At 50.6% G+C, this 11,486-nt stretch carries 14 protein-coding genes; 9 read left to right on the forward strand and 5 right to left on the reverse strand.

Translation table 11 applies throughout. The features are described from left to right. Positions 1–6: 6 nt before the first annotated feature. Together rph and pyrE are read left to right on the forward strand one after the other, a co-directional pair. The gene (gene rph, locus E0D98_RS07615) at positions 7–723 is read left to right on the forward strand and encodes a ribonuclease PH (protein ID WP_001247089.1); all 717 of its coding nucleotides are present in this window, start codon (positions 7–9) and stop codon (positions 721–723) included. Between the two features lie 65 nt (positions 724–788). Then, positions 789–1,430 carry an orotate phosphoribosyltransferase gene (pyrE, locus tag E0D98_RS07620; RefSeq protein WP_000806177.1) on the forward strand — a complete coding sequence of 214 codons (642 nt, stop codon included), beginning with the start codon at positions 789–791 and terminating at the stop codon, positions 1,428–1,430. 36 nt (positions 1,431–1,466) lie between these two features. Here the strand turns inward: pyrE and slmA are convergent, their stop codons facing one another. The 3 genes from slmA to coaBC all read right to left on the reverse strand — a co-directional run bounded on the left by slmA (position 1,467) and on the right by coaBC (position 3,826). Continuing rightward, a complete protein-coding gene (gene slmA, locus E0D98_RS07625; protein WP_000818601.1) occupies positions 1,467–2,063 on the reverse strand; it encodes a nucleoid occlusion factor SlmA in 597 nt (198 codons plus the stop codon). 106 nt (positions 2,064–2,169) lie between these two features. Beyond that, positions 2,170–2,628 (reverse strand): dUTP diphosphatase, encoded by a 459-nt coding sequence (dut, locus tag E0D98_RS07630; protein WP_000976070.1) that lies wholly within the window; start codon positions 2,626–2,628, stop codon positions 2,170–2,172. Then, entirely contained in the window at positions 2,606–3,826 is a 1,221-nt protein-coding gene (coaBC, locus tag E0D98_RS07635; protein WP_000050139.1) for a bifunctional phosphopantothenoylcysteine decarboxylase/phosphopantothenate--cysteine ligase CoaBC, read from the reverse strand. Before coaBC ends, dut begins: the two co-directional genes overlap by 23 nt. A gap of 171 nt (positions 3,827–3,997) precedes the next feature. Between coaBC and radC the strand changes: the two genes are divergently transcribed. The 4 genes from radC to mutM all read left to right on the forward strand — a co-directional run bounded on the left by radC (position 3,998) and on the right by mutM (position 6,214). Continuing rightward, complete coding sequence (gene radC / locus E0D98_RS07640) at positions 3,998–4,666, forward strand: DNA repair protein RadC (RefSeq protein ID WP_001298959.1); 669 nt, start codon at positions 3,998–4,000, stop codon at positions 4,664–4,666. Between the two features lie 216 nt (positions 4,667–4,882). Then, positions 4,883–5,119: a 50S ribosomal protein L28 gene (gene rpmB, locus E0D98_RS07645; RefSeq protein WP_000091955.1), complete on the forward strand. Its 237-nt coding sequence runs from the start codon at positions 4,883–4,885 to the stop codon at positions 5,117–5,119. A 20-nt stretch (positions 5,120–5,139) separates the two neighbouring features. Then, positions 5,140–5,307: a 50S ribosomal protein L33 gene (rpmG, locus tag E0D98_RS07650; protein ID WP_001051798.1), complete on the forward strand. Its 168-nt coding sequence runs from the start codon at positions 5,140–5,142 to the stop codon at positions 5,305–5,307. 97 nt (positions 5,308–5,404) lie between these two features. Then, positions 5,405–6,214, forward strand: coding sequence for a bifunctional DNA-formamidopyrimidine glycosylase/DNA-(apurinic or apyrimidinic site) lyase (gene mutM, locus E0D98_RS07655; protein ID WP_001114533.1), 810 nt, complete (start codon positions 5,405–5,407; stop codon positions 6,212–6,214). A gap of 38 nt (positions 6,215–6,252) precedes the next feature. Here the strand turns inward: mutM and coaD are convergent, their stop codons facing one another. Both coaD and waaA read right to left on the reverse strand, forming a co-directional pair. Further along, complete coding sequence (gene coaD, locus E0D98_RS07660; RefSeq protein ID WP_001171866.1) at positions 6,253–6,732, reverse strand: pantetheine-phosphate adenylyltransferase; 480 nt, start codon at positions 6,730–6,732, stop codon at positions 6,253–6,255. Positions 6,733–6,739: 7 nt separating this feature from the next. After that, positions 6,740–8,017: a lipid IV(A) 3-deoxy-D-manno-octulosonic acid transferase gene (waaA, locus tag E0D98_RS07665; RefSeq protein ID WP_000891564.1), complete on the reverse strand. Its 1,278-nt coding sequence runs from the start codon at positions 8,015–8,017 to the stop codon at positions 6,740–6,742. 412 nt (positions 8,018–8,429) lie between these two features. On the opposite strand from waaA, the gene rfaQ reads away from it, so the two are divergent. From rfaQ to rfaP, 3 genes are read left to right on the forward strand one after another with little or no spacing between them, the layout of a single operon-like run. Continuing rightward, positions 8,430–9,488, forward strand: a complete 1,059-nt coding sequence (gene rfaQ, locus E0D98_RS07670) for a lipopolysaccharide core heptosyltransferase RfaQ (RefSeq protein WP_024227764.1) — start codon at positions 8,430–8,432, stop codon at positions 9,486–9,488. Then, on the forward strand, positions 9,485–10,609 hold the full coding sequence (locus E0D98_RS07675; protein WP_000634246.1) for a glycosyltransferase family 4 protein: 1,125 nt from the start codon (positions 9,485–9,487) through the stop codon (positions 10,607–10,609). Before rfaQ ends, E0D98_RS07675 begins: the two co-directional genes overlap by 4 nt. Next, positions 10,602–11,399: a lipopolysaccharide core heptose(I) kinase RfaP gene (gene rfaP / locus E0D98_RS07680; protein WP_001298957.1), complete on the forward strand. Its 798-nt coding sequence runs from the start codon at positions 10,602–10,604 to the stop codon at positions 11,397–11,399. The genes E0D98_RS07675 and rfaP overlap by 8 nt, the downstream gene beginning before the upstream one ends. The last annotated feature ends 87 nt before the right edge of the window (positions 11,400–11,486 follow it).

Below are 11,486 nucleotides of genomic sequence, written 5' to 3' on the forward strand. Positions count from 1 at the left end.
TTCAATATGCGTCCAGCAGGCCGTAGCAATAATCAGGTGCGTCCCGTTACCCTGACTCGTAACTATACAAAACATGCAGAAGGCTCGGTGCTGGTCGAATTTGGCGATACCAAAGTGTTGTGTACCGCCTCTATTGAAGAAGGCGTGCCGCGCTTCCTGAAAGGTCAGGGCCAGGGCTGGATCACCGCAGAGTACGGCATGCTGCCACGTTCTACCCACACCCGTAACGCTCGTGAAGCGGCGAAAGGTAAGCAGGGTGGACGCACAATGGAAATCCAGCGTCTGATCGCCCGTGCTCTTCGCGCGGCAGTAGATTTGAAAGCGCTGGGTGAGTTCACCATTACGCTGGACTGCGACGTGCTTCAGGCTGATGGTGGCACGCGTACCGCGTCGATTACGGGTGCCTGCGTGGCGCTGGCAGATGCGCTACAGAAGCTGGTGGAAAACGGCAAGCTGAAAACCAACCCGATGAAAGGGATGGTAGCCGCAGTTTCTGTCGGTATTGTAAACGGTGAAGCAATTTGCGATCTGGAATACGTTGAAGACTCAGCCGCAGAGACCGACATGAACGTAGTGATGACCGAAGACGGGCGCATCATTGAAGTGCAGGGGACGGCAGAAGGCGAGCCGTTCACCCATGAAGAGCTACTCACCTTGTTGGCGCTGGCCCGAGGGGGAATCGAATCCATTGTAGCGACGCAGAAGGCGGCGCTGGCAAACTGATTTTTAAGGCGACTGATGAGTCGCCTTTTTTTTGTCTGTAGAAAAGTAAGATGAGGAGCGAAGGCATGAAACCATATCAGCGCCAGTTTATTGAATTTGCGCTTAGCAAGCAGGTGTTAAAGTTTGGCGAGTTTACGCTGAAATCCGGGCGCAAAAGCCCCTATTTCTTCAACGCCGGGCTGTTTAATACCGGGCGCGACCTGGCACTGTTAGGCCGTTTTTACGCTGAAGCATTGGTGGATTCTGGCATTGAGTTCGATCTGCTGTTTGGCCCTGCTTACAAAGGGATCCCGATTGCGACCACTACCGCCGTGGCGCTGGCGGAGCATCATGACCTTGACCTGCCGTACTGCTTTAACCGCAAAGAGGCAAAAGACCACGGTGAAGGCGGCAATCTGGTTGGTAGCGCGTTACAAGGACGCGTAATGCTGGTAGATGATGTGATCACCGCCGGAACGGCGATTCGCGAATCGATGGAGATTATTCAGGCTAATGGCGCGACGCTTGCTGGCGTATTGATTTCGCTTGATCGTCAGGAACGGGGGCGCGGCGAGATTTCGGCGATTCAGGAAGTTGAGCGTGATTACAACTGCAAAGTGATCTCTATCATCACCCTGAAAGATCTGATTGCCTATCTGGAAGAGAAGCCGGAAATGGCGGAACATCTGGCGGCGGTTAAGGCCTATCGCGAAGAGTTTGGCGTTTAAAGAAACTCGCCGGATGAAAAGTCATCCGGCGTCATATTACTGCAACTGCGCGGCAATTAGCGGCCAGCGGGCGTCAAAATCATCCGTCGGGCGGTATTTAAATTCGCTGCGGACAAAACGTGACAGCATACCTTCACAGAAGGCCAGGATCTGGCTTGCCAGCAGGGTTTCATCGGTGGTGTAACCTTCACCCTCACGCATTCTCTTTTCACGCAATACCTGGCGCAGCTGCGCTTCAATACGCTCGAACAGCTGGTTGATACGCCCTTGCAGGCGATCCTGTTCAAACATCAGCGCATGACCAGTGAGGATGCGGGTCAGGCCAGGATTACGCTCACCAAAACCGAGAAGCAGCAACACAATCAGACGCAGGCGCGCTGTGGTGTCTTTCTCATCTTTCAGAATCAGGTTGATGCGAGTAATCAGGCTATCTTCGATAAACTCAATCAGGCTATCGAACATGCGGGTCTTACTGGGGAAGTGGCGATACAGTGCCGCTTCGGAAACGCCGACAGAGGCGGCCAGTTTTGCCGTCGTGATACGTTGGCTTCCATCGCTGGATTCCAGCATCAGCGCCAGAGACTGAAGTATTTCCTCGCGACGGTTCCTTTTCGCAGTTTGTTTTTCTGCCATGTTACAAAATACCCCTGAAAATAAGCACTTGCCAGGCGGCACCCACGCTATGACCGCAAACGAAATGTTTGCGGCTATGTTATGACGTTATTCGGATGCGTATGTGTTACTGACGACCAGAGTGACCAAAGCCGCCTTCACCGCGGTCGGTGGCGTCGAAATCTTCCACCAGATTAAATTCAGCCTGTACTACCGGAACAAAAATCATCTGGGCGATGCGTTCGCCAGGTTGAATGGTGAAGCTGTCCTGACCACGGTTCCACACGGAAATCATCAACTGGCCCTGATAGTCGGAATCGATCAATCCTACCAGGTTACCAAGCACGATACCGTGCTTATGTCCCAATCCGGAGCGCGGCAGCATCATTGCCGCCAGTGAAGGATCGGCAATATGAATCGCCAGCCCGGTCGGAACCAGCGTAGTGTCACCCGGAGCCAGTTCTACGGCGTCGTCGAGACAGGCACGCAGGTCAAGTCCGGCAGAGCCAGAGGTGGCATAAGTCGGGAGCGGAAATTCCTTCCCAACGCGCGGGTCCAGAATCTTAACGTCGATTTTTTTCATCATAACGGGTCACGATCTCGTCGAGTAATAATTGGCCAAGGAGTTCTTTGCGCTCAAGCGGTAAGACTTTATCTCCGTCCTGCCAGAAAAGGTGTAATGCGTTGTTGTCGCTGTTAAATCCTTGAGTTGGCTGGGAAACATCGTTCGCGCAGATCAGATCAAGGTTTTTACGGATACGTTTTTGCCGGGCGTATTCTTCCACATTATTTGTTTCGGCGGCAAATCCAACGACGTAGGGTCGATGGTCTTTTAGTGCGGCAACGCCTGCGACGATATCGGGGTTTTTAACCATTTTTATTGTTAATTCATCACCCTGCGTGGCCTGCTTTTTGATTTTCTCTGGGGCCACGGTAGCTGCGCGATAATCCGCCACGGCGGCGCAGCCGATAAAAATATTTTGCTGCTGTACAGAAGCATTCACGGCGGCTTCCATTTCCAGCGCGGTCATCACATCAACACGTTTAACAAACGGTGGCGTCGGTAGTGAAACCGGACCTGATACCAGCGTGACGTTCGCGCCACGACGGGCAGCGGCGGCGGCGATAGCAAAACCCATCTTGCCGGAGCTGTGATTAGAGATATAACGCACGGGATCGAGCGGTTCACGCGTCGGGCCGGCGGTAATCATAATGTTCAGATGTTTCAGGTCGTTGACGGGCGAAAAATGCGCTACCGCCATATCCACAATGGTTAACGGATCGAGCATTCGCCCAGGACCGATATCACCACAAGCCTGACTGCCACTGTCTGGCCCCCAGATGAGCAAACCACGGGAAGCAAGCACCTCTAAATTATGCTGCGTGGCAGCGGCACGGTACATCTGCTGGTTCATGGCGGGGAGCACGGCTACAGGCGCAGGTGTAGCCAGACAAATCGTCGATACCAGGTCATTCGCCATTCCGGCAGCAACACGGGCAATCAAATCTGCCGTGGCAGGGGCGAGAATCACTAAATCAGCCCATTTACCCAGCTCAATATGGCCCATAGCGGCTTCGGCTGCCGGGTCCAGCAGACTGTCGGAAACGGGATAACCAGAAACCGCCTGCAAGCTAAGTGGGGTGATAAAGGCTTTTGCCGCTTCGGTCATGGCTACGCGGACGTCGGCCCCGCGATCGCGCAAACGACGCACCAGTTCAGGGGTTTTATAGGCAGCAATACCGCCGCTAACGCCGAGAACGATTTTTTTACCGGCCAGGCTCATGATGATTTTTCCTGTTGGGTGACACCAGAAGTTGGCGATTTTATCACAATACTTTTGTTGTCGTGCCTTCACCTGAGAATCACTTTGCGAGGCGCTTTCCAGGATTGAAAACTGGCCGTCGATTTAACGGAACGGCTATGACAGGATGCGAGCACCACAAAGGAGGTGAAGGTGAAAAACAATTCACAGCTGTTGATGCCGCGCGAAAAAATGCTGAAGTTTGGTATTAGCGCCTTAACGGATGTCGAGCTGCTGGCGCTATTTCTGCGTACCGGAACGCGCGGTAAAGATGTATTAACCCTGGCAAAAGAGATGCTGGAGAATTTCGGCTCTCTTTATGGCTTGTTAACCTCTGAATATGAACAATTTAGTGGCGTTCATGGAATTGGCGTGGCGAAATTTGCCCAGTTAAAGGGGATTGCTGAACTGGCGCGGCGTTACTACAACGTGCGGATGCGTGAAGAAAGCCCTTTACTCAGCCCGGAGATGACGAGGGAATTTTTACAAAGCCAGCTCACGGGTGAGGAGCGGGAGATCTTTATGGTGATCTTTCTCGACTCCCAACACCGGGTTATAACGCATAGCCGTCTTTTTTCCGGCACGCTAAACCATGTTGAAGTCCATCCTCGGGAAATTATCCGCGAAGCGATAAAAATAAACGCCTCGGCGCTGATCCTTGCACATAATCACCCTTCGGGTTGTGCTGAACCCAGTAAAGCGGATAAACTCATTACTGAACGGATAATAAAGAGTTGTCAGTTCATGGATTTACGCGTGCTCGACCATATCGTGATTGGGCGTGGAGAGTATGTTTCTTTTGCCGAACGCGGCTGGATTTAACCCGCTATGCGCGATCCTTCGGGATCTTTGTCTGTTCGGGACTTGAGCACATCGCTGAGTCAGCGTATACTACGCCACCTTTGAGAATCTCGGGTTTGGCATTTGGGCCTGGCAATCGAGAGTTCACATAGAACTGCGATGACCGGGCTGTAAAGCCTGACGAGGCGCCAATACCCCATACGAAGCTCGAGCTAATTTGATTTTTGGAGAATAGACATGTCCCGAGTCTGCCAAGTTACTGGCAAGCGTCCGGTGACCGGTAACAACCGTTCCCACGCACTGAACGCGACTAAACGCCGTTTCCTGCCGAACCTGCACTCTCACCGTTTCTGGGTTGAGAGCGAGAAGCGTTTTGTCACCCTGCGCGTATCTGCTAAAGGTATGCGTGTAATCGATAAAAAAGGCATCGATACAGTTCTGGCTGAACTGCGTGCCCGTGGCGAAAAGTACTAAGTACTTAGAGGAAATAAATCATGGCTAAAGGTATTCGTGAGAAAATCAAGCTGGTTTCTTCTGCTGGTACTGGTCACTTCTATACCACTACGAAGAACAAACGTACTAAGCCGGAAAAACTGGAACTGAAAAAATTCGATCCAGTTGTTCGCCAGCACGTGATCTACAAAGAAGCGAAAATCAAATAATTCTCGCTTTGATGTAACAAAAAACCTCGCTCCGGCGGGGTTTTTTGTTATCTGCTTGCCCCCATATTGACTGCATCTGTTCATTCCTGGAGATGCTATGCCTGAATTACCCGAAGTTGAAACCAGCCGCCGCGGCATAGAACCGCATCTCGTTGGTGCAACCATTCTTCATGCAGTGGTGCGCAACGGACGCTTGCGCTGGCCGGTTTCAGAAGAGATCTACCGTTTAAGCGACCAACCAGTGCTTAGCGTGCAGCGGCGGGCTAAATATCTGCTGCTGGAGCTGCCTGAGGGCTGGATTATCATTCATTTAGGGATGTCTGGCAGCCTGCGCATCCTTCCAGAAGAACTTCCCCCTGAAAAGCATGACCATGTGGATTTGGTGATGAGCAACGGCAAAGTGCTGCGCTACACCGATCCGCGCCGCTTTGGTGCCTGGCTGTGGACCAAAGAGCTGGAAGGGCACAACGTGCTGGCTCATCTTGGACCGGAGCCGCTTAGCGACGATTTCAATGGTGAGTATCTGCATCAGAAGTGCGCGAAGAAAAAAACGGCGATTAAACCGTGGCTGATGGATAACAAGCTGGTGGTAGGGGTAGGGAATATCTATGCCAGCGAATCACTGTTTGCGGCGGGGATCCATCCGGATCGGCTGGCGTCATCACTGTCGCTGGCAGAGTGTGAATTGTTAGCTCGGGTGATTAAAGCGGTGTTGCTGCGTTCGATTGAGCAGGGTGGTACAACGCTGAAAGATTTTCTGCAAAGTGATGGTAAACCGGGCTATTTCGCTCAGGAATTGCAGGTTTACGGGCGAAAAGGTGAGCCGTGTCGGGTGTGCGGTACGCCGATTGTGGCGACTAAACATGCGCAGCGGGCAACGTTTTATTGTCGGCAGTGCCAGAAGTAATTCATGCGCGCCGGATGGCATACCATCCGGCATAAACGCTACGCTAACTTCGCCATCAGCGCCTGATGGACATTCTCCGGCAGGAAATGGGTGACATCGCCCTGATGGCGTGCCACCTCTTTCACCAACGATGAAGAGATAAACGACCACTCTTTCGACGGCATCAGAAACACACTTTCCAGTTCCGGCATTAAGTGGCGATTCATATGCGCCAGCTGCATTTCATATTCAAAATCCGCCACCGCACGCAGGCCACGAATCAGCACCGTAGCGTGTTGATTACGGGCGAAGTTCGCCATCAAATCACTAAACCCGACCACTTCCACGTTCCCCAGATGCGCGGTTGCCTGCTGTGCCAGTGCCACACGCTCTTCCAGGGTAAACATCGGTTTTTTACTGGGGCTGGCGGCAATCGCCAGAATAACGTGATCGAACATCTGCGTGGCGCGCGTCACGATATCGATATGACCATTGGTAATGGGATCGAAAGTACCCGGATAAATCGCCCGTTTTTGCATAACAACCTCAATGCGTTTTCGGTGGCAGGTAAGGTTCCAGCAGTTGAAGCAGACGCTGTAGCGCGCCCTGGTTTTGATACAGTACTTCAACGGCATGACGGCCATAGAAACTACGGTAATCGGCGTCGGTGAGTAAAGAGGACACCTCTTTTGCAAGCGTAGTGGCATCGGTAACGGTAATCAGCCCGCTTGCCTGCTCCAGCCGCGCGCAAATGTCTTTAAAGTTAAAAGTATGCGGCCCCATCAATACCGGAATAGCGTGTGCGGCAGCTTCCAGCGGATTATGCCCACCACGTTCAACCAGTGAACCGCCAACAAAGGCGAGATCGGCAATGCCGTACAGTAACATCAACTCGCCCATCGTATCGCCAACTACAACCTGCGTGCTGGTGGAGGGGACTTCCCCTGAAGAGCGTGTGATATAGCTTAGTCCAGCCTGGCGGACAAGGTTAATCGCATCCGGGAAGCGTTCTGGATGACGGGGTACCAGGATGAGCAATAAATTCGGGAATTGCTGTAACAATGCCTGATGTGCGGCAATGACCACGCTCTCTTCACCTTCGTGAGTGCTGGTGGCAATCCATACCGGGCGGTGTGGTGCCCATTGGCGGCGTAGCGTCACGGCTTTAGCAGCCAACTGCGGCGTTACAGAAATATCGAATTTCAGGCTACCGGTAACGGTTACCTGGTTATTTTTTGCGCCCAGCGCCACAAAACGTGCACCATCTTCTTCATTTTGCGCAGCAATCAGCGTAATACGACGCAGCAAGCGGCGGACGAATTTACCCAGTTTGGCATAACCTGCGGCCGAGCGGGCAGAGAGTCGCGCGTTAGCGATCACCAGCGGAATTTTACGTTTATGTAGCGCCGCAATCAGGTTAGGCCATAGTTCGGTTTCCATAATCAACACCAGTTTAGGGTCGACTTTATTCAGGAAACGGTTGAGTGCATCGGGCAGGTCATACGGCAGATAAACGTGCTGAACATCCTTCCCGAAAGCCGATTGTACGCGCTCCGAACCGGTTGGCGTCATGGTTGTAACGGTAATCGGTAAATCAGGATAACGATGGCGCAGCGCGCGCACCAACGGGATCGCCGCCAGAGTTTCACCGACGGAGACGGAGTGCAGCATAATGCCGCCTGGTTTTAGCGGATGGCGGTAAAAACCGTAACGTTCACCCCAGCGTTTTCGATAGGCCGGAGCCTTACGTCCGCGCACCCAGAGCCGTATCCAGATCAGCGGCTGAATAAGGTAGAGAAGGGCGGTGTAAAGCAATTCGAGCATAGTAAATAGCTGACTTATGGATGTGCTGGGGATTCTATGTATTTAGCTGTGGCTTTACCATTACTTTTCCCGTTTTTGACTTAAATAGCAATTTACCCGCCAATTCTTGCTGAACATCTATACTTTTTTTGTATTTTTATGCGATTCATTGATTTCTGCAGTACGTGCAGGAAGGAATCGCAGAGCAACAGTAAAAGAATATGGTTACTAATGCTTTTATTTGATTGATTTCTTTATTGAAAATCAACAATGTGCTTAAAAATCATTCGGGTCGGATTGCCGCGAAAGAAGTGATACACTAGCGCGTCAATATCAGTGCGGTATCAGTATTCAGGTAGCTGTTGAGCCTGGGGCGGTAGCGTGCTTTTTCTGCTTCACCTTAATCGGATAATCTCAACAAAAAGAGTTACTTGTGGATAAGCCATTTCGAAGAATTTTGCTCATTAAGATGCGTTTTCATGGGGATATGTTATTAACTACTCCCGTCATTAGTTCGCTGAAAAAAAATTACCCTGACGCAAAAATCGATGTGCTGCTTTATCAGGACACCATCCCGATCCTGTCTGAAAATCCAGAGATTAACGCGCTCTACGGCATAAAAAATAAAAAAGCAAAAGCCTCAGAAAAAATTGCCAACTTTTTTCATCTCATCAAGGTATTACGTGCCAATGAGTATGACCTTATCGTCAATCTTACCGATCAATGGATGGTTGCTATACTGGTTCGCTTATTAAATGCCCGTGTGAAAATTTCCCAGGATTATCATCATCGGCAGTCTGCTTTTTGGCGTAAAAGTTTCACCCATTTGGTGCCGTTGCAGGGTGGAAATGTGGTGGAAAGTAACTTATCCGTGCTGACACCATTGGGACTTGATTCGTTGGTGAAGCAGACAACCATGAGTTACCCGCCTGCAAGCTGGAAACGTATGCGTCGCGAACTTGATCACGCTGGTGTTGGACAAAATTATGTGGTTATCCAACCTACGGCGCGGCAAATCTTCAAATGCTGGGACAACGCCAAGTTTTCCGCTGTGATTGATGCCTTACATGCTCGTGGTTATGAAGTCGTTCTGACGTCCGGCCCAGATAAAGACGATCTGGCCTGCGTCAATGAAATTGCGCAGGGATGCCAGACGCCACCAGTAACGGCGCTGGCTGGAAAGGTGACCTTCCCGGAACTTGGTGCGTTAATCGATCATGCGCAGCTGTTTATTGGCGTTGATTCCGCACCGGCGCATATTGCCGCTGCAGTTAATACGCCGCTGATATCGCTGTTTGGTGCGACAGATCATATTTTCTGGCGTCCCTGGTCAAATAACATGATTCAATTCTGGGCGGGAGATTACCGGGAAATGCCAACGCGCGATCAGCGTGACCGAAATGAGATGTATCTTTCGGTTATTCCGGCGGCAGATGTCATTGCTGCTGTCGATAAATTACTGCCCTCCTCCACGACAGGTACGTCGTTATGATCGTTGCTTTTTGTTTATATAAATATTTTCCCTTTGGCGGTTTGCAGCGTGATTTTATGCGTATTGCTCAGACAGTCGCCGCCCGAGGTCATCATGTTCGGGTTTATACCCAGTCGTGGGAAGGCGAATGCCCTGATGTATTTGAACTGATCAAAGTGCCGGTTAAATCGCATACCAATCACGGGCGCAATGCGGAGTATTTTGCCTGGGTGCAAAAACATTTACGCGAACATCCCGTCGATAAAGTCGTTGGATTCAACAAAATGCCGGGGCTGGACGTTTATTATGCCGCTGATGTTTGTTATGCCGAGAAAGTAGCGCAGGAAAAAGGCTTTTTCTATCGCCTGACGTCACGTTATCGCCATTATGCCGCCTTTGAGCGGGCAACCTTCGAACAGGGTAAGCCGACACAGTTGCTGATGCTGACAGATAAGCAAATCGCCGATTTCCAGAAACATTATCAGACTGAAGCGGAGCGTTTTCATATTCTGCCACCGGGGATTTATCCTGATCGTAAATATAGCCAGCAGCCAGCCAATAGCCGTGAAATCTTCCGTAAGAAGAATGGAATAACCGAACAACAATATTTATTGTTGCAGGTCGGTTCAGACTTCACGCGTAAAGGTGTCGATCGTTCCATTGAAGCACTTGCTTCGTTACCGGATTCGCTGCGCCACAACACATTGCTATATGTTGTTGGGCAGGATAAACCGCGAAAATTTGAGGCGCTGGCAGAAAAACGCGGCGTGCGCAGTAATGTTCACTTTTTCTCGGGGCGCAATGATGTCTCGGAATTAATGGCGGCGGCGGATTTATTACTGCATCCTGCCTACCAGGAAGCGGCGGGAATTGTGCTGCTGGAAGCGATTACTGCAGGATTACCGGTACTAACAACAGCCGTTTGTGGCTATGCGCATTATATTGTCGACGCTAATTGCGGCGAGGCTATTGCTGAGCCATTCCGCCAGGAAACATTGAATGAGATTTTACGCAAAGCGTTAACGCAATCTTCATTGCGCCAGGCCTGGGCGGAAAATGCGCGACATTATGCTGATACACAAGATTTATACAGTCTGCCAGAGAAAGCGGCGGATATCATAACGGGTGGTCTGGATGGTTGAACTTAAAGAGCCGTTTGCCACGTTATGGCGCGGCAAAGATCCTTTTGAGGAAGTTAAAACCTTGCAGGGTGAGGTATTTCGTGAACTGGAAACTCGCCGTACTCTGCGCTTTGAAATGGCGGGCAAAAGCTATTTTCTCAAATGGCATCGCGGCACGACCCTGAAAGAGATAATCAAAAATTTACTCTCATTGCGGATGCCAGTATTAGGCGCTGACCGCGAATGGAATGCGATTCATCGACTGCGGGATGTCGGCGTTGATACTATGTATGGGGTGGCATTTGGCGAAAAAGGCATGAATCCGCTGACCAGAACTTCATTTATTATTACCGAAGATCTGACACCAACCATAAGTCTTGAAGATTACAGTGCTGACTGGGCGACTAACCCTCCAGATGTTCGCGTAAAGCGTATGCTTATTAAGCGTGTCGCGACGATGGTGCGCGATATGCATGCTGCGGGCATTAACCACCGTGACTGTTATATCTGTCATTTCCTGCTGCACTTGCCTTTTTCCGGTAAGGAAGAGGAGTTAAAAATTTCGGTAATTGACCTGCACCGGGCGCAGCTTCGCACGCGCGTTCCACGTCGTTGGCGGGATAAAGATCTTATTGGGCTTTATTTTTCTTCGATGAATATCGGCCTGACTCAGCGGGATATCTGGCGGTTTATGAAAGTGTATTTTGCCGCCCCGCTTAAAGACATTCTCAAGCAGGAACAAGGACTGCTGTCGCAAGCAGAAGCAAAAGCCACAAAAATCAGGGAAAGAACGATTCGAAAATCGTTGTAACCCGTAACTTATTTTTGCCAAAATTTTGGATACAGAATAAATATGTCTCAACTCAATGATAGTGACATCATCCTTTTTGAGTATAAT

It is taken from the genome of Escherichia sp. KCJ4928, assembly GCF_004352695.1.
Lineage (GTDB): Bacteria > Pseudomonadota > Gammaproteobacteria > Enterobacterales > Enterobacteriaceae > ECMA0423.

Coding starts and splice junctions, on each gene's coding strand:
- pyrE (WP_000806177.1), top strand. CDS start 789: ATGAAACCATATCAGCGCCAGTTTATTGAATTTGCGCTTAGCAAGCAG.
- waaA (WP_000891564.1), bottom strand. CDS start 8,017: ATGCTCGAATTGCTTTACACCGCCCTTCTCTACCTTATTCAGCCGCTG.
- rfaP (WP_001298957.1), top strand. CDS start 10,602: ATGGTTGAACTTAAAGAGCCGTTTGCCACGTTATGGCGCGGCAAAGAT.
- dut (WP_000976070.1), bottom strand. CDS start 2,628: ATGATGAAAAAAATCGACGTTAAGATTCTGGACCCGCGCGTTGGGAAG.
- rpmG (WP_001051798.1), top strand. CDS start 5,140: ATGGCTAAAGGTATTCGTGAGAAAATCAAGCTGGTTTCTTCTGCTGGT.
- slmA (WP_000818601.1), bottom strand. CDS start 2,063: ATGGCAGAAAAACAAACTGCGAAAAGGAACCGTCGCGAGGAAATACTT.
- E0D98_RS07675 (WP_000634246.1), top strand. CDS start 9,485: ATGATCGTTGCTTTTTGTTTATATAAATATTTTCCCTTTGGCGGTTTG.
- mutM (WP_001114533.1), top strand. CDS start 5,405: ATGCCTGAATTACCCGAAGTTGAAACCAGCCGCCGCGGCATAGAACCG.
- coaBC (WP_000050139.1), bottom strand. CDS start 3,826: ATGAGCCTGGCCGGTAAAAAAATCGTTCTCGGCGTTAGCGGCGGTATT.
- rph (WP_001247089.1), top strand. CDS start 7: ATGCGTCCAGCAGGCCGTAGCAATAATCAGGTGCGTCCCGTTACCCTG.
- coaD (WP_001171866.1), bottom strand. CDS start 6,732: ATGCAAAAACGGGCGATTTATCCGGGTACTTTCGATCCCATTACCAAT.
- rpmB (WP_000091955.1), top strand. CDS start 4,883: ATGTCCCGAGTCTGCCAAGTTACTGGCAAGCGTCCGGTGACCGGTAAC.